The 16,552-nt window shown below is 44.1% G+C and carries 13 protein-coding genes; 11 read left to right on the top strand and 2 right to left on the bottom strand.

The genetic code is table 11. The annotated features are described in order from the left end of the window. Window positions 1-308: 308 nt before the first annotated feature. Window positions 309-1,847 (bottom strand): hypothetical protein, encoded by a 1,539-nt coding sequence (locus J2Z28_RS25360; RefSeq protein WP_211084774.1) that lies wholly within the window; start codon window positions 1,845-1,847, stop codon window positions 309-311. A gap of 162 nt (window positions 1,848-2,009) precedes the next feature. Between J2Z28_RS25360 and J2Z28_RS25365 the strand changes: the two genes are divergently transcribed. The 7 genes from J2Z28_RS25365 (at window position 2,010) to J2Z28_RS25395 (ending at window position 10,148) form a co-directional block, all read left to right on the top strand. Continuing rightward, the gene (locus J2Z28_RS25365) at window positions 2,010-2,816 is read left to right on the top strand and encodes a helix-turn-helix transcriptional regulator (protein ID WP_244988528.1); all 807 of its coding nucleotides are present in this window, start codon (window positions 2,010-2,012) and stop codon (window positions 2,814-2,816) included. A 134-nt stretch (window positions 2,817-2,950) separates the two neighbouring features. Further along, window positions 2,951-3,907: an aldo/keto reductase gene (locus tag J2Z28_RS25370; RefSeq protein ID WP_244988529.1), complete on the top strand. Its 957-nt coding sequence runs from the start codon at window positions 2,951-2,953 to the stop codon at window positions 3,905-3,907. Window positions 3,908-4,045: 138 nt separating this feature from the next. Continuing rightward, window positions 4,046-4,642 carry a cupin domain-containing protein gene (locus tag J2Z28_RS25375; RefSeq protein WP_074095551.1) on the top strand — a complete coding sequence of 199 codons (597 nt, stop codon included), beginning with the start codon at window positions 4,046-4,048 and terminating at the stop codon, window positions 4,640-4,642. A gap of 206 nt (window positions 4,643-4,848) precedes the next feature. After that, entirely contained in the window at window positions 4,849-5,529 is a 681-nt protein-coding gene (locus J2Z28_RS25380; protein WP_211084777.1) for a hypothetical protein, read from the top strand. A 549-nt stretch (window positions 5,530-6,078) separates the two neighbouring features. Then, window positions 6,079-7,668, top strand: a complete 1,590-nt coding sequence (locus J2Z28_RS25385; RefSeq protein WP_211084778.1) for a methyl-accepting chemotaxis protein — start codon at window positions 6,079-6,081, stop codon at window positions 7,666-7,668. Window positions 7,669-7,692: 24 nt separating this feature from the next. After that, on the top strand, window positions 7,693-8,118 hold the full coding sequence (locus J2Z28_RS25390) for a chemotaxis protein CheW (RefSeq protein ID WP_211084779.1): 426 nt from the start codon (window positions 7,693-7,695) through the stop codon (window positions 8,116-8,118). A 14-nt stretch (window positions 8,119-8,132) separates the two neighbouring features. Then, window positions 8,133-10,148, top strand: coding sequence for a chemotaxis protein CheA (locus J2Z28_RS25395; RefSeq protein WP_211084780.1), 2,016 nt, complete (start codon window positions 8,133-8,135; stop codon window positions 10,146-10,148). Between the two features lie 91 nt (window positions 10,149-10,239). Here the strand turns inward: J2Z28_RS25395 and J2Z28_RS25400 are convergent, their stop codons facing one another. Continuing rightward, a complete protein-coding gene (locus J2Z28_RS25400) occupies window positions 10,240-11,124 on the bottom strand; it encodes a LysR family transcriptional regulator (protein ID WP_036672843.1) in 885 nt (294 codons plus the stop codon). A gap of 112 nt (window positions 11,125-11,236) precedes the next feature. Between J2Z28_RS25400 and zwf the strand changes: the two genes are divergently transcribed. The 4 genes from zwf (at window position 11,237) to J2Z28_RS25420 (ending at window position 16,288) form a co-directional block, all read left to right on the top strand. Then, the gene (gene zwf / locus J2Z28_RS25405; RefSeq protein ID WP_211084781.1) at window positions 11,237-12,760 is read left to right on the top strand and encodes a glucose-6-phosphate dehydrogenase; all 1,524 of its coding nucleotides are present in this window, start codon (window positions 11,237-11,239) and stop codon (window positions 12,758-12,760) included. Window positions 12,761-12,796: 36 nt separating this feature from the next. After that, window positions 12,797-13,462, top strand: a complete 666-nt coding sequence (gene fsa / locus J2Z28_RS25410) for a fructose-6-phosphate aldolase (RefSeq protein WP_036613461.1) — start codon at window positions 12,797-12,799, stop codon at window positions 13,460-13,462. A gap of 60 nt (window positions 13,463-13,522) precedes the next feature. Next, window positions 13,523-14,941, top strand: coding sequence for an NADP-dependent phosphogluconate dehydrogenase (gene gndA / locus J2Z28_RS25415; RefSeq protein WP_211084782.1), 1,419 nt, complete (start codon window positions 13,523-13,525; stop codon window positions 14,939-14,941). Between the two features lie 246 nt (window positions 14,942-15,187). After that, the gene (locus J2Z28_RS25420; protein ID WP_211084783.1) at window positions 15,188-16,288 is read left to right on the top strand and encodes a metallophosphoesterase; all 1,101 of its coding nucleotides are present in this window, start codon (window positions 15,188-15,190) and stop codon (window positions 16,286-16,288) included. Window positions 16,289-16,552 lie beyond the last annotated feature (264 nt).

Consider the following 16,552-nt stretch of genomic DNA (forward strand, 5'->3'; position numbering starts at 1 on the left):
AGTCCGTTTGAGCGACCCAAGGTTCTGCCCAAGTCATGCCGAATTGCTTTGTGATAGGCGAGGCCGCAGCTTCGACTGCGGCAATTCTGGCGGAGAAAGGCTCACGCCAAACACGCTAGTGATCATATGGAAATAAATCACAGATTAGTTATGCCCACCAGCTCCATAAATTGTGAGAGAGCACTTGTCATGTATGAGTCACGTCGTCTTATTGAAAATAGAGTGCAAGAAATTCTATTCATGCAAAAAAGGGTCCTCTAATGTTCATAACAGGACCCTTTTTCCGTAAACAACGGTTTATTGGTGAACTAAAAATCCCTCAAACGATCAAATACCTCATATAATTCCTCGTGATTGACCTTAATCAAATCATCTTGACGCAGTTCCAAATTCTCTTGTAACTGATTCAGTAACTCCGTTAGAACAACATAAATCTCTTCACGCTCAACAGTTTCAATAAAGCCGGTCTTGGCATCCATCTTGTTGAAGGTCTGTGTGTAGTTCTCAACCATGGAGACGAGCTGTTTGTGCATAGCTTCCTGATTGTTAAAATCTTGACTTAATTGACGGATTTCCTTCAAGCACTGCTTGTACAATTGAGCTGCTTTTTTGGCGTGCACTGCCTTGATGTGGTCCCGCCCATCCCAGTCCCGAGTTGGATTGTTCAGGTTCTCCGCAAGCCATTCCGGTTTGCGTGCTTTGGTGATTTCCATATCAAGTCCGGCAGCAGCGGATTTTTTATATCTTGTTTTGATCGATCTGGCTGCATCGGCAGGAAGGCTGGTTAGCCACAGCGTAGCCAATTTTGGAAGTTGCTCTGGACCAGGGAATTCTTCACCTTTGAAGCCGAACAGGTCATATGTAGTGAAGGTTTGCAAATTTGCCAAATGCTGAATCGACTCTATATAGGATACATTGCCGGGTTTACCCCACAATCGTAACTCTGAAAGCTCAGGATAATACTGCACAAGTGGCTCCAGATTGATTTCCGTGATATCTCTGATATACAGACCTTCAAGTCGTGAGAGACCAGTAACCTGTGGCAGGCCCGATGGAACATTCAGAGTGATGCATTTACCATCTTCATGAGCTACGATATGCAGATCAGGAGACAACTCTCCTGTGAAGTTGAGACTCGTCATCTTCGTGTTCAAAATTAACCGCTCCACCCCGCTGACATCCACAATAAGTTTGGTTAGGTGACTCTTACTGATATCCAGCATCGTTTGACCATGATGTATGATATGAAGTTCATTAATGAATGGGTTGTCCTTTATAAATGGAAAGATCGATTCCGTATATCCATCCATTTCAAGATGTGTCAGGCAAGGTAGCTTTGCGAGTTCGGCTACATCTTCCGCAGATGTAGGGCTGAAATCGCGGAGTGTACTCGTACTGCGCCGCATTACACGATCGCCAACCATCACTTCTTTGTCATCATCCGCAGCTTGTTTGAACTGCGCTCTTCGGATCGCATCGATACCTTCCCATTCACGCTGGAGATAGAGACTTTCTCCGATCGGCCAGCCTCCGCCATACGTATTTGTTTCCTCGGTGTAGAGAGGAGGGATATTGCCTGCAAGCACATACTGTGAAGGAACATTAGCACTCACAAAACTATGGGCAAGTCGATCATGCCAGAAATAGAAATTACAGATCAGCGGTTTCATTTGATGAAGCTGCATTTCATTAGGCAGTTGATCACCAGTCCAATCCAACTGAAGGACAGAGGCAAGCGTGTCAGAAGTTTTACCCTCTGTTTCTTTCAGTCCAGTTACCTGGCAGGCTGTATATTGTTGTAATTTTTCGACGTATACGCAGTATACATCTCCAACATTGGGGATCATGTTATGCTCCTTTCGTTCTGCACCAATCGATGCTAAGCTACTTGTAAACCAAGTATTCTGTAGAACTATTAATAGATGAATTATATCAAAGTCATTCAGAGACTACCATTTTGGGATAGAGTCGACTAGGCTTGAATACTTTTATAAAAAGGAACGATGTCTATGGATACAAGTATGAGCCGTAACAAAAAACTGGGTGAGTTTTTGAAATCGCGGAGAAGCCGCATTCAACCGGAACAGGTTGGATTGTCAGGATCTTATGGACAGCGAAGAACACCCGGTCTACGGCGGGAAGAAGTAGCGGTATTGGCTGGTGTCAGTGCAACGTATTACACGTGGCTCGAACAGGGTAGGGAGTTGGCGGCTTCACGAGAAGTGATGCAGAGTATAGCGAATGCGCTCCGTTTAACACTGGAAGAGAAGAGTCATCTGTTTGACTTATGGGACCCTAATACGGAACATGAATTCCTTGCTTCGTATTCGCAACTGGAGCCAGGGTGGCAGAGTATTATTGGCCAGTTGACTCATCCTTCCTTTATTACTAATGAACGTTCTGAGGTACTTGCCTGGAATGAAGCTGCAGATACGAACCTCTTCAACTTCTCGTCGATGAATGTGAATGAGCGTTTGATGATGCGGATTTTATTTCTGGATACAGCGCTCAGGGAGCGTATGCACAACTGGGAGGAATTCGCGCGGCACTCGGTAGCCGTATTCCGTACGTATTATGACAAGTATCCGAGTGACCCCGAATTTAGCAGAATCGTGAAACAATTGGGTGAAGAAAGTGTAGACTTCCGAACGATCTGGAACCTGCACCAAGTTGAACTAAAACAAGTCAATCGTGTCCTGCTTGAAACGACGGATCGGGCAGATGGCGTTGTGCATGCATACGATATCTTTTCCATGAATAATCTGAACAGCCAATCAGGCATTCATTGTTGTATTTACGTTCATGTTGCCATATAGAAAGTTAATCAAACTGGTATTTTCTTTACTAGCATAAACAGAGTGTGGTTGGGGTCTCGGAAGTGAAATAGAATGAACTCAAGTTCAACGTATCTAGTTAACGTTTCTATTTCAAGATGAAAAGAGGGAGCCTCATGCTCAAAACAAGAACACTGGGAAATGATAAATTACGAATATCTGCGCTCGGCCTAGGTGTGATGATGATGCCGGATAATGACGAATCGGTACATACCATTCAGGGTGCGCTGGATGCAGGAGTTACCATGTTTGATACGGCGGATCTGTACGGAGCGTATGAAAAACAGCGATTTGGAGGGAATGAAAAACTGCTTGGACGCGCGCTTCAAGGTCGAAGATCCAAGGCAATCGTTGCCACCAAATTTGGTATAACACACACGCAGGGCCCCAAGGGAGATCCAGCCTACATCAAAAAATCAGTAGATGCGAGTCTCTACAATCTGGGAATGGACTATATCGATCTGTATTATCAACATCGTCCTGATCCGAATACACCCATTGAAGAGACGGTAGGCACGCTTGCCGATCTGGTTCAACAGGGGAAGATTCGATATATTGGTTTGTCCGAAGCGCCAGTAGAGATCATTCGGCGTGCACATGCTGTTCATCCGATTACAGCGTTGCAGACCGAATATTCATTATGGAGTCGAGAGCTTGAGGATGAGATTATGCCTGTCCTGCATGAATTGAACATTGGCTTGGTTCCATACAGCCCTTTGGGGCGGGGCTTCCTGACAGGTCAGATCCGATCTATAGACGATCTGCCCGAGGATGATTATCGTCGTCACTATCCGCGTTTCCAAGGTGAGAACTTTCAGAAAAATCTGGAGGTTGTTGGATTGATTCAAGAGATGGCTAAGCAAAAAGGATGTACGGTCTCTCAACTTGCTCTGGCTTGGTTGCTTGGAAAGGGAGAACATATCGTTCCGATCCCGGGGACTCGCAACCTGGAAAGAGTTCACGAGAACTTAGGAGCGCTGCAGGTGTCGCTTACGGATGATGAGATGAACCAGATAGATCACATATCACCTCAAGGCATTGCAGCCGGAGGCAGATTCCCTGGTCAAGTCTAGTTCGTTTATACAAGATTCTAAGAAACCTAAAGTTCAGGATTAAAAACAATATATAAAATGTGTCAGCGGTATTATCTTTCTATTCTCCGGCATACAGTACAACAATGAGATGTATGCCCAAGGAGGAGAAATGATCGTATGATGAATCCGATTTTGCAAGCCCCGAATGTTCCGCTGGCAGCCGATTCCAATGCGGTTGTCAATTATCAGAGGGATTCACGCAACTATATAACTCAGTTGTTTGGAGAACAGCTGCCGACCATTGCGAATGGTTTCTTCAACGTGTACTTAAGCAAAGGAATCATTGTGCAGCCGCACTGGCACACCAATGTTACGGAGATGGTTGTGGTTATCACCGGTGAAATTACAGCATCAGTCTTCAATCCGTTTACGCGTGAACGATTGACATATCGACTGAAACCAGGTCAGGTTGTGGTATTTCCGAAAGGCTGGTTTCACTGGTTTGTCGCTGAGACAGATGATGTATATGTATTAACAATCTTCGATCAACCAACGCCTGATATTGTGTTTGGAGCGGATTTCTTGGCAGCTACACCGCCGGAGGTGGCTCACCGCGCGTACTGTTTGGATGAAGAGGCATATGCGAGAGCTGTTGCATCTATTAAAAATGATGCGATTCTGGGCCCTCCAATAGGATGTGATACGCAGGTTTCTGATCAATCGACTTCACCTTCCAAGACGTCCGTGTCACCATCCAATAAGCTGAAATCTTAATTCAAGATTCCTTATTTATTATCAAAGTATAGAGCCTGTAACTGGAGAATAACAGTTGCAGGCTTTTTGATGTGTCGATGTAATAATCTTATGAAATCCACGGAGGGGGTTGGTATTATATTATAGAAAATTCAAAATGCCTGAGTCAGTGTGTTACGTTCTCTGTTAGTATAGTATGAACATCCAACAAAATGGAGGACTCATGAATGAACATGTCAGAAATGAAAACGCTTGAAACTGCAATGAGTTATGCACCTATTTTGATGTTTGACAGAGCCGAACCTTTTTATCCTGATTTTGTTGGCATTTCTGTATTGCATCAATCGGGGCCTTCACCATCGTTCAGAAGGGACATTAAGTTTCCGACCAAGGTAGTACAATATGTAATTGAATATGCAATCTGGTGGGATTATGAGATTGGACATCTGTATGAAATGGAGCATGTATGGGTTTATGTGGGTCATGACGGAGAGGTAGTAGACTGTGAAGCCAGCTTTCATGGGAAGGTGCTGCGTGGATTATTGAAGGAACGGGTCAATGTGGTTGGACATCATGTATGTCTGTACTCACAGCCTGGCAAACATGCTTTCTCACCACTTCCGGTTGTATTTGAGTTGTTGCCAAACCTGTATAGTGCAGCAGGTGCCGAAGCTGGATGTGATGGGCTACTTGTGAATGAGTTGTTTCAAGATTATTTTGAAACAAATGAACAGATCGATGATCAGGTAGAGCGTTATCTGCAGACCAAAGCGTTTGTACCTACCATGGAGTTCGAAGAATATTTATTAAAACCGGAGATGTTCATGACGTGGGATAATCTGTTTGGTATTATTCCGCACAGGATTAAGGACCGCCTAATGGAACTGGAGCAGCTATATAACACATAAATAATTAGTTTTAAACGGGTTTTATGTTAATTTAAAGTGTATTTTTTCGCTTCAGGACCAAACTTTGTTGACTCGGGTTTGGTTTTTTTTATGGGAAAATGGACTCAGTATAAGTAATCATTTATTAGACTTAGGTCTTGAAATGTTGAGTGTGTACAGCAAAAATACATAATTTTTTGTGTAGACAATGATATTTGTTAGACCTAAGAACTATACAACTTCTTATATATATAAAAGAAGATCATCTCACATGAAATTTTTGTATGTAGATGTATGTGGAAGTCAATACAGAATGTTGAATATACGTATATATGTAAGTAGGAATAACAATTAAATAGGTAAAAAGTATAATTTATATTAAAAAGAAGATTCTTTATATCTGAAATAAAAATTCATAATAGTGCAAATTTATAGAAATAAAAATCTCCTATTCAGTTTTAATATATTTATGTCGAAATAGATCGTAAGTTGTCTGGAGCGCGATCTAGAGAAGGGTTTACCAAGCGTTATATACATAACTGGACACTAAGATGCCTAGGAGGAGATTACATGAAGTGGTTTGGAAATTTGAAAACAGCAACAAAGATTATCTCAGCATTTTTAGTTGTGTCGATAATCCTAGCGGGGCTTGGCGTCTACTCTGTAGTAACATTGAGAAGTACGAATGAACGAATGCAAGAGATGTATAACAACAATCTAATCTCTGTAAAAGAATTATCCTCTGCTCAGATTGATTATCAAAGAATGCGTGTGAACGTGCGTGATTTGAGCTTCGAAACCGTTGAAACCGAAAAAACTCGGATCACGGAAAACATTGCTTCGATTCGTCAGAGTGTGAATGATCGCCTGGCTATCTATCGTCCGCTTGCAACAACCCCTGAAGAAATAGAATTACTCCGTAATTTTGATGCGGAATATCCAGGATATTTAACAATGTTTGAACGAGCAACTAATCTGGCTGTCGCAGATGATCAAAGTGCCTTTAATACCTACCTTAAAATTGAGCTTAAACCACAAGGGGACAAAATTGTTGAGCTCCTTACCAATTTGATCGACGTTAATGAAAGTTTGGCTGAACAGGCGAATATACAATCTCAGGCTGCCTATTCACAAGCATTTAAAGTAACGATAATTCTTGTGGTTCTGTCTGTTCTCTTCAGTATTCTCATTGGATATATCATCTCTCGCTCCATTTCGAAGCCACTCATGGCTATGCTGGGTCTAGCTAAGGAAGTTGCCAACGGAAATCTGACCCTTAAATCAAACATCTCCAGCAAAGATGAAGTGGGTCAACTAGCCGCGGCACTGAATCGGATGGTTGATAATCTGAAAGAGTTAATTAACAATATCGTGATGAACTCCCAAAGTGTTGCTGCTTCTTCGGAACAGATCTCAGCCAGTACACAGGAAATTGCGAGCACCAGCACAAGCCAATCCAGTGAGGCGGGAAATATCTCCGAATTGTTCAAAGAGCTTTCACTTGCCATCAACTCCGTCGCTGCAAGTGCGGAAGAAGCGGCTGAACTGTCCAACGATACGGTGAAGACTGCCCGTGAAGGTGGAATTGTTGTACAGACTTCATTGGAAGGTATGCAAGCTGTTAATACAAAAATGACCAAGCTTGAAGATGATTCTCGTAAAATCGGTGACATCATTGAAGTGATTGACGATATTGCTGAGCAGACCAATCTGCTCGCGCTGAATGCTGCAATTGAAGCTGCGCGGGCGGGAGAACAAGGACGAGGATTCGCCGTAGTAGCAGATGAAGTCCGGAAGCTTGCCGAACGAAGTGGCGAGGCGACCAAAGAAATTACAGCCATCATCAAAGCAATGCAGGAAAATACGAGACAAAGTGTGCAAGCCGTAGCAGCCAGTGTTGAGCAGTCTTCCGTGACTGGACAGGCGTTTGATCAGATCATTGATATGGTCAATAACTCCTCACAGAAAGTAAACGAAATTGCTGCTGCATGCGAAGAGGAAGCAGCCCAAGCCGCAGAAGTGATGAGCTCTGTTGAATCCATCTCGGCTTCCAGTGAGGAATCCGCGGCTGCATCGGAAGAGACGGCGGCAACATGCCAATCTCTGGCACGTCTGGCGGAAGAGCTGGCAAATTCGGCAGCTGCCTTCAAAACAAATTAATAAAATTGAATTGAGGGTGAATTGATGTCTTCACTTCAGAAGGAACAATATATTGAACTGTCTGTAGGTGCAGAGACCTGCGCCATTCGAATCGAAGAAATTCACGAAATTATTAAAATGCTCAGCATTACAGATATTCCATTTAGCCGTCCAGAGATCAAAGGGGTAGTTAATCTGCGTGGCAAGGTTGTATGTGTGATGAGTCTGCGGAACCTGCTGGGTATGCCGGATGAACCGGACACCAGAGCGACGCGTATTATCGTAGTTCGACATCAGGATGAATATATTGGCTTGATCGTGGATCGTGTGAACAAGGTAACCACATATTCGGAAATACATCCGCCAACCGAAGGTTATGGTCGTAACCGTGAAGGGTTTTTCCATGGTGTCGGTCAACAGGAAGACAAGCTTGTGGGCATTTTGAAACTGGACGAAATATTGGGCGGTTAGGGAGGTATATACGAATGATGGATTTGTCTGCCTACCGTGACATCTTTATCGAAGAACTGAATGATCAACTGGAACGTATGGATCAGTCTTTATTGGCATTGGAGCTTTCGCCTTCTGTAGAACTGGTTCAGACGCTGTTTCGGGCAGCCCATACTATCAAGGGATCAGCATCCACAATGGATTTCCGTGAATTAAGCGACCTTACGCATGAAGTGGAGTATGCTCTTGAGTGGGTCCGGGAGAAAAAACCGGAGATGACTTCGGAGCTAATTGATACGTTGTTCCGCTCTTTGGACGCCATGAAGGTACTTCGGGATCAGTACATTCGTGGGGAAGCCTATGCAGATTTTCGAGCAGTAGTACGAGAAATAAAGGATTTAATTCAGACTCCGGCAGTAGTCGGAAAACTTATAATACCTCAATTGCAACCAGCAGAATCGATTATGGCACAGGTAGCTATTGTGTCAGGCAAGCAGTTATTGTCCATTCATATTGTGCTGGAGCAGAAGTGCATGATGAAGGCGGCCAGATATCATATTTTACGACAACGCATTGAGGACATCTGTGGTACGGTTGTCGCTACTTCGCTCATGGAGAGCCAACCGGGCGCGCAGAATGAAGATGATCATTATGGTCAGTTCATCATCATCGTAGCAACGTCGAAGGACCAACAGCAGCTTAAGGCAGAGCTGTCTTCAGACTCGGATATTCATATGCTGGAGATTGATCCATATCTGCTGGAATCCAATGAGGTTGCAGCGACGTCTGCACCACTTGAATTAATCTCTGAAACGGAGCAAACGAAACAAAGCTTGCCTACCGTGAATACAACTGGGCCGGATGAGAAAGTGAAAGCTGCTCAACCTACAGTTCGTGTAAGTGTTGAGCGTCTGGACCATTTGATGAATTTGGTCGGTGAACTGTTAATTGATCAGACATCCCTTGCAGATCTGAGTGGATCGGGTGCACGTAAGGAGTCTTCAACACTCATCCGGAGTATTAGTGGTGTATCCGATCATATGGGCAGGGTGATCAAGGAACTCCAAGAAGGTGTGATAAAGACACGGATGTTACCCATTGATCAACTATTCAGTCGCTTCCCGAGATTGGTTCGTGACCTATCACAGAAGCTGGGTAAGGATCTGGAACTGGTTATTCAAGGTGGAGAGACTGAGCTTGACCGGATGATTATTGAAGAACTAAGTGACCCGCTGATCCATCTCATCCGCAACAGTGCTGATCATGGCATTGAAAGTGCAGAGGTTCGGGCGGAGAACGGCAAGCCGTCCAAAGGACGAATTACCTTAACTTCATTTCATGAAGAAAATCATGTTGTCATTCGTTATTCGGATGACGGCAAAGGTATCGATGGTGAGAAGATCAAAGCTTCGGCTATGGGCAAAGGTATCATTAGTGAGAAACAGGCTGCGCGCTTAACAACACAGGAAGCTGTGCATCTCATATTTGAGCCTGGCTTCTCGACAGCTTCTTCTGTAAGTGAAGTATCGGGGCGCGGCGTTGGAATGGACATCGTGCGTAGTCAGATCGGGCGTCTCAACGGTATCATTGATATTGACACAGAGGTTGGTGTTGGTACCACGTTTACGATTCGTCTACCCCTTACTTTGGCGATTATTAAAGGTCTGTTAGTCAAAGTGTCGGACCGTGTGCTGATCTTGCCGATGTACAACGTGGCAGAGATTGTTCGAATTTCACCTGAAGATATTCAGATGATCCAGGGGCAACAAGCGATCCTGAATCATGGACGAATTGTACCTTTCCACCGACTGTGCGACAGGCTCAACTATCCACGAACGGACCGCAAATCCAAAACCATTCCACTAGTGATCGTGCGATCTGTTGATAAAATTGCAGCTTACGCAGTAGATGAGATTATAGGAAATCAGGAAGTCGTTATTAAGACGCTTGGTACGTATCTGGGAGCGATGAACCATCTATCTGGCGCAACGATCCTCGGTAATGGTAAGGTTGCCCTTATATTGGACGCGTCTTATCTGGTGAGTCATTAATCGTTAGATAAGCATTATGCAGGCCGAAGAGCCTCATCATCCATAACTGGACGGTGGGGCTCTTTGTTGTACCTTTTGGCATTATGACCACTCAGGATTTGAAAATGAGATCCATAAACCGGTTGGCAGCCAGAGAAATCGGCATATTGCGTTTGGTCATAATCCCCACATGGGAAGGGGGGAGCGGGACATCAAGCTGAATTTCGAAGAGAGAACCTTCCTCCAGCTCTTTGGATATAAATTCACGTGTGACATAGGAAATCCCCAGTCCTCGACGCGCAAACTCAATCAACAGATCAACGCTACCAACCTCAATCTCAGGTTTCAACGTGTAATTATAGCTGTTAAACAACTCGGTTATAGCCATCCGAACCCGGCTGTTCCGGGAGAAGAGGATCAGTTGATGCTCCAGAAGCATCTCAAGTGTCATGACTTTACCCTTCAACTGAGCATAACGTTCCCCAGCTACAAAACAGTCCTTCAACTGAATACTTTCCCTGACTTCTAGCTGTGGATCAACAATGGGCATCCGAACAACACCAAGATCAATCTTGCCTTCTTTCAGAAAAGTGATGACTTCCGGCGTAGTTCCATGACTCAGATGTAGCTTGATATTAGGGTACAAGGTGTGGAATTCCTCTAGATACGCCAGCATGTAATGCTTGAACAGGGAGTCACTGCCACCAATCCGGAGTTCACCATTGTCGAGATTCTTCAGTGCGGCCATTTTTTCTTCCGCAAGTGAGATCAGAATCTGGGATTGTTCAATATAGGAGTATAGACTGGCACCTTCCTGTGTCAACGCTACACCCTTGGAATTTCGATAAAACAAGGTAAGACCAAAGCTCTCTTCCAATTGCTTAATGGCATGACTGACGCTGGGTTGAGTGATATACAGTGCTTTCGCAGCCTGTGTCAAACTTCCGGTTTTGGCGGCCCAATAAAAGACTTTATATAGTTCGTAATTTGTAGTCATAGATGTGGTCTATAGCTCCTGTGAAATATATTAATTACTTGTATAGCTATAAAACGTATTATAGTGTAACTACAACAAAGAAACCAGAGTTACTTGGAAGGAGAACGGTAAGATGGAACCAACTACCATTGTTTTATTTGGTGCTACTGGCGATTTAGCCAAAAGAAAAATATATCCTGCCTTATATAACTTATATCTTGAGCAGAAGCTTCCTGAAACCTTCTCATTGATTGGTCTGGGGCGTAGAGATTGGTCTGATGAATTCTTTCAGGCACAAGTGGAAAAATCACTTAATGAATTTTCCAGACGCCAGGCTGATCCTGAAGTTGTGAAGTCATTTGTGAAAGCTTTCCGCTACAGTGTATTGAATATAAGCCATAAGGAAGATTATATAAAGCTGTTGGGATTAGTTGAACAAAGAGAAGCTGAACTTGGCATTCCGTCCAATCGCTTGTTTTATCTCTCGGTTGGTCCGGAATTTTTCGAACCGATTGCCGAGAACATTCAAGAAAGTGGACTGGGTTCCACAGAGGGATGGAAACGCCTCGTTATCGAGAAGCCATTTGGTCACGACCTGCAGTCCGCCAGAGACCTTAATCGCAAATTAAGCGAATCATTCACGGAGGAAGAGATTTATCGGATTGACCACTATTTGGGCAAACCGATGGTACAGCGTCTGGAGACGTTGCATCAGAGTAACCCAATCATGAAGGCGTTATGGAACAACCGTTACATCTCCAATGTGCAAATTACGGCGAATGAGACTGTAGGTGTCGAAGAACGTGCATCCTATTATGATCATGTTGGTGCAGTGCGAGACATGTTCCAGAATCATATGTTGCAATTGCTCATGATGATGGCGATTCAGCTTCCATATAACAGTACATCCGAAAAAGTTGGATTGAAGAAAAAACACATTATGGAATCGATCCAGCCGTTACAAAAACAAACTGTGGGCGCAAACATCATCCGTGGACAGTATGCAGAAGGCAACATTCAAGGTAAACCGGTAAATGCTTATACTGCTGAACCGGGTGTAGCCGAAAATACGATGAATGACACATTCATTGCTGCCAAATTGCAAATTGATGATTTCTTCTGGCGTGGTGTTCCGTTTTACATTCGCACGGGTAAAAGAATGAAGGAGAAATCAACACGTATCGTGATTGAATTCAAAGAACCTTCAGGACAGACAAATGTGCTGAAAAACAAGGGTTCCAAGCCAAACCTGCTCGTCATTGAGATGAGTCCGGATCAGAGCATGACATTGCAACTGAATGCAAGTGATCCTGAGAATAAAGGTGAATTCAAACCGGTTCACATCGATCTTTCTCCGGATAAAGGTGACCTCGCGGAAGCTTACGAGAATCTGATTCGTGATGCTTTGCTGGGTGATCCAACTTTCTTTGCCCACTGGGATGAAGTAGAATTGTCATGGGCGTGGGTGCAGCCAATTCTGGATGCATTCCAGGAAAATCTGTTACCACTTCACCTGTATCCTGCGGGTAGCTATGGACCGGCTGAGTCAGATATTATGCTTGAAGAAGAAGGTCACCACTGGTGGTTTGATGAGCCGGCGGATCAGGAGTCTGTAGTTACAAATAGCATACCCTTGGCGGTTAATGCAAATCTCTAAACCAAAATAAAAAATATATCTGGAGGTAATTAAATCATGAAATTTTTTATCGATACAGCTAACGTGGAAGATATCCAAAAAGCATACAAAATCGGCGTATTGTCTGGCGTAACAACAAACCCATCTTTGGTAGCCAAAGAGGGCGTGAAATTCGAAGATCGTATCGAAGAAATCTTGCGTTTGGTACCTGAAGTGGAGTCCGTTTCTGCGGAAGTGACACCAGATGCCCTTACTGCTGAAGAAATGATCGCACAAGCAGACGAATTGATCAAAATTAACAACAGCGACAAAAACATTACGATCAAATTGCCAATGACACTTGCAGGACTTGAAGCTTGCCGTTACTTGACCAAAAAAGGTGTGAAAACCAACGTAACGTTGATCTTTACTGTGAACCAGGCCCTTCTCGCTGCTCGTGCTGGTGCGACATATGTATCCCCATTCCTGGGACGTCTTGATGATATCTCCGAGGATGGCGTACAATTGGTTACCAAAATTGCTGAATTGTTCCGTACACATAACCTGGATGCACAGATTATTGCGGCTTCTGTAAGACATCCGGATCACGTTACACGTGTAGCAATGGCGGGAGCACATATCGCTACTGTTCCATTCTCCGTCATTGAACAGATCTCCAAACACCCACTGACAGATCAAGGTATGGACAAATTTGCAGCGGACTGGAAAAAAACAGTACAATAATCTATAACCATTCATTCGTTTCAATTTACTATATAAATAATGGAGTATTGGGAGGACATAATGAGTAAACAACAGATTGGTGTTATTGGATTGGCAGTAATGGGTAAAAACCTGGCTTTGAATATTGAAAGCAAAGGTTTCTCGGTAGCGGTATTTAACCGTTCCCCGGAGAAAACGAACGATCTTCTGAAAGAAGCAGAAGGTAAAAACCTGACAGGTGCGTTCACCATTGAAGAATTCGTGGAATCCCTGGAGTCTCCGCGTAAAATTCTGATCATGGTGCAAGCAGGTAAAGCAACAGATGCAACGATCGAGCAACTGCTTCCTCATCTGGATCAAGGCGACATTATTATCGATGGAGGTAATGCTTACTTCCCTGACACACAACGTCGCAGCAAAGATCTGGAAGAAAAAGGTTTCCGCTTCATCGGCGCAGGTGTATCCGGTGGTGAAGAAGGTGCACTGAAAGGCCCAGCAATCATGCCAGGCGGTCAGGAAAGTGCATATCAATTGGTAGAACCGATCCTGACAGCGATCTCCGCTAAAGTTGGCGATGACGCTTGCAGCACATATATTGGACCAGACGGTGCCGGACACTATGTGAAAATGGTGCATAACGGTATCGAGTACGGAGATATGCAGTTGATTGGTGAAGCTTATCACTTGCTCAAATCCGTATTGAACGTTTCCGTTGAAGAGTTGCATGAGATCTTCACTGAGTGGAATCAAGGGGAGCTGGACAGCTACCTGATCGAAATCACGGCAGATATCTTCTCCAAATACGATCCAGAAACAGGCAAACCAATGGTTGACGTTATTCTGGACGCGGCTGGACAAAAAGGAACAGGTAAATGGACAAGCCAAAGTGCGCTGGATCTCGGCGTTCCATTGTCCATGATTACGGAATCCGTATTCTCCCGTTTCCTGTCTGCCATGAAGGACGAGCGTGTAGCAGCTAGCAAAATCCTGAATGGACCAGCGACTGAAGCGTTCTCCGGCGACAAAAAAGCGTTCATCGAGAACGTGCGTAAAGCATTGTTTGCAAGTAAAATCGTATCCTATGCACAAGGATTTGCACAAATGCGTGCAGCTTCCGATGAATACGGCTGGGATCTGAAATACGGTAACATTGCCATGATCTTCCGTGGTGGTTGCATCATCCGTTCGCAGTTCTTGCAAAACATTAAAGAAGCATATGACAAAGATGCAGAACTCAAAAACCTGCTCTTGGATCCTTACTTCCAAAACATCGTTGAATCTTATCAAGGTGCATGGCGTGAAGTTATAGCGGCTGCTGTAAAACAAGGTATTCCAGTACCTGGATTCTCCAGCGCACTGTCTTACTACGACAGCTACCGCACAGAGCGTTTGCCAGCAAACTTGCTGCAAGCTCAACGTGACTACTTCGGTGCTCACACATTCAAACGTGTGGACAAAGAAGGTTCATTCCACTTCCAGTGGATGGACACTAACGAGTAATTTTAATTCCGAAAATAAAGCATTCCTGCAGTGGTCCTTGAATTTAACTATTCAGGGCGGCAACGGGAATGCTTTTTCTCGTTAATGGTTCGAATTTGAATATCATCAAATTGTAATACAATGTACGAATCTGAGTTTGGCAAACAGATGATCTGACCCTTCAACTACGTTATACTTGTTCAGACGGACCTATATCCGTAATGAAAATTCAGAATACAACTTATTGACGTGGAGGTTAGACCGGGCATGTTTGTATTAGCAGGTATATTGTTTTTGGTCGTATACGGTTTATTAGTGTTCTACATAGGTTGGAGCGGTTGGAGTTGGATGAAACCAGTTGTGTCCGCCAGATTTCGATGGTTTTATATTATAGCGCTTGTATTCCTTGCCGTTTCCTTCATTTTGGCACGGGTATTTGGAAGCATTTCGTTCCTCGGTATCATCGGTTCTTACTGGCTGGCAATCTTCTCGTTGTTATTGTTGATCCTGCCCGTCGTCCACCTCACGATGTGGTTGCTGAGATTAACCCGTATTCCAAGACATCACACACAGAAATGGGCGGGAGTTGTTACGCTGGTGCTGTTAGTGTCCACATTGGGTTACGGAATTTTCAACGCTTACAGCCCGGTAGTCAGAACATATAATATCCAGATTGATAAAAAAGTAGAAGGTGTAGACAAGCTCAACATTGTCATGGCTGCCGATATGCACTTTGGACTTCTGTCTGGCCCTGCACATGCCAAACGCATGGTGGAGGAAATTAATGCACTGAAGCCGGATTTGGTGCTGTATCCTGGAGATATTATTGATGACAATCTGGATATGTACCTCAATAGCGGAATTGCCGACATTATCAGTGAAATTCAGGCCCCATACGGCGTCTATGCTTCACTGGGGAATCACGATAAGTTCGATGGTCCGATTGAAGATCTGATTGCTGCGCTGGAGAAGAGCAACATGCAAGTTCTGTACGATGACAAGATTGTTCTGGATGACAAGATCACCCTCATTGGACGGAAAGACCGAACAGAGAAGGATCGTGCAGAAGTAGCTACTTTAATGCAAGGTCCTGACTTGAGCCAACCTGTACTTATGATGGATCACCAGCCGTATGATCTGGATATTGCGGAGCAGAACAATGTAGATCTGGTCGTATCTGGTCACACCCACCGTGGACAGATTGCCCCGGCTCAGTTCATTACACAAGCGATCTACGAGAATGATTGGGGTTATCTGCAAAAGGGCTCTATGCACTCCATCGTAACCTCAGGATTTGGATTCTGGGGACCTCCGATTCGCACAAGCAGTCGTTCGGAGATTGTACAGATTAATGTGACGTTCCAGTAATGATGAAAGGCCCTTCGAGAGGAGGGCTACCTTAAAAGCACGTCAAGCGTAGATTGATGATACCGGCTCCGCTTTTATGATGACAAGATTAAATCTACTGTCGTCATAAAGCGGAGTATTTCTTATGCAATTTTAAATCGGCGCTTCAAGCCGCCTGTTTTTTATTATGTAACTGTACTTGCCAATAATCTCTTCAAATATTTGTAAGTTAAAAAACCTGACAGTATCCTTATGCGACTCTGAGCCGCGTTTTAATTTGGTCTA

The sequence above is a fragment of the Paenibacillus xylanexedens genome (assembly GCF_017874615.1).
In the GTDB taxonomy this organism is placed as follows: Bacteria; Bacillota; Bacilli; order Paenibacillales; family Paenibacillaceae; genus Paenibacillus; species Paenibacillus xylanexedens.

Excerpts from the sequence above, each read along its gene's own strand:
- J2Z28_RS25360 (WP_211084774.1), bottom strand. The coding sequence starts at position 1,847 with ATGATCCCCAATGTTGGAGATGTATACTGCGTATACGTCGAAAAATTA.
- J2Z28_RS25365 (WP_244988528.1), top strand. The coding sequence starts at position 2,010 with ATGGATACAAGTATGAGCCGTAACAAAAAACTGGGTGAGTTTTTGAAA.
- J2Z28_RS25370 (WP_244988529.1), top strand. The coding sequence starts at position 2,951 with ATGCTCAAAACAAGAACACTGGGAAATGATAAATTACGAATATCTGCG.
- J2Z28_RS25375 (WP_074095551.1), top strand. The coding sequence starts at position 4,046 with ATGATGAATCCGATTTTGCAAGCCCCGAATGTTCCGCTGGCAGCCGAT.
- J2Z28_RS25380 (WP_211084777.1), top strand. The coding sequence starts at position 4,849 with ATGAACATGTCAGAAATGAAAACGCTTGAAACTGCAATGAGTTATGCA.
- J2Z28_RS25385 (WP_211084778.1), top strand. The coding sequence starts at position 6,079 with ATGAAGTGGTTTGGAAATTTGAAAACAGCAACAAAGATTATCTCAGCA.
- J2Z28_RS25390 (WP_211084779.1), top strand. The coding sequence starts at position 7,693 with ATGTCTTCACTTCAGAAGGAACAATATATTGAACTGTCTGTAGGTGCA.
- J2Z28_RS25395 (WP_211084780.1), top strand. The coding sequence starts at position 8,133 with ATGATGGATTTGTCTGCCTACCGTGACATCTTTATCGAAGAACTGAAT.
- J2Z28_RS25400 (WP_036672843.1), bottom strand. The coding sequence starts at position 11,124 with ATGACTACAAATTACGAACTATATAAAGTCTTTTATTGGGCCGCCAAA.
- zwf (WP_211084781.1), top strand. The coding sequence starts at position 11,237 with ATGGAACCAACTACCATTGTTTTATTTGGTGCTACTGGCGATTTAGCC.
- fsa (WP_036613461.1), top strand. The coding sequence starts at position 12,797 with ATGAAATTTTTTATCGATACAGCTAACGTGGAAGATATCCAAAAAGCA.
- gndA (WP_211084782.1), top strand. The coding sequence starts at position 13,523 with ATGAGTAAACAACAGATTGGTGTTATTGGATTGGCAGTAATGGGTAAA.
- J2Z28_RS25420 (WP_211084783.1), top strand. The coding sequence starts at position 15,188 with ATGTTTGTATTAGCAGGTATATTGTTTTTGGTCGTATACGGTTTATTA.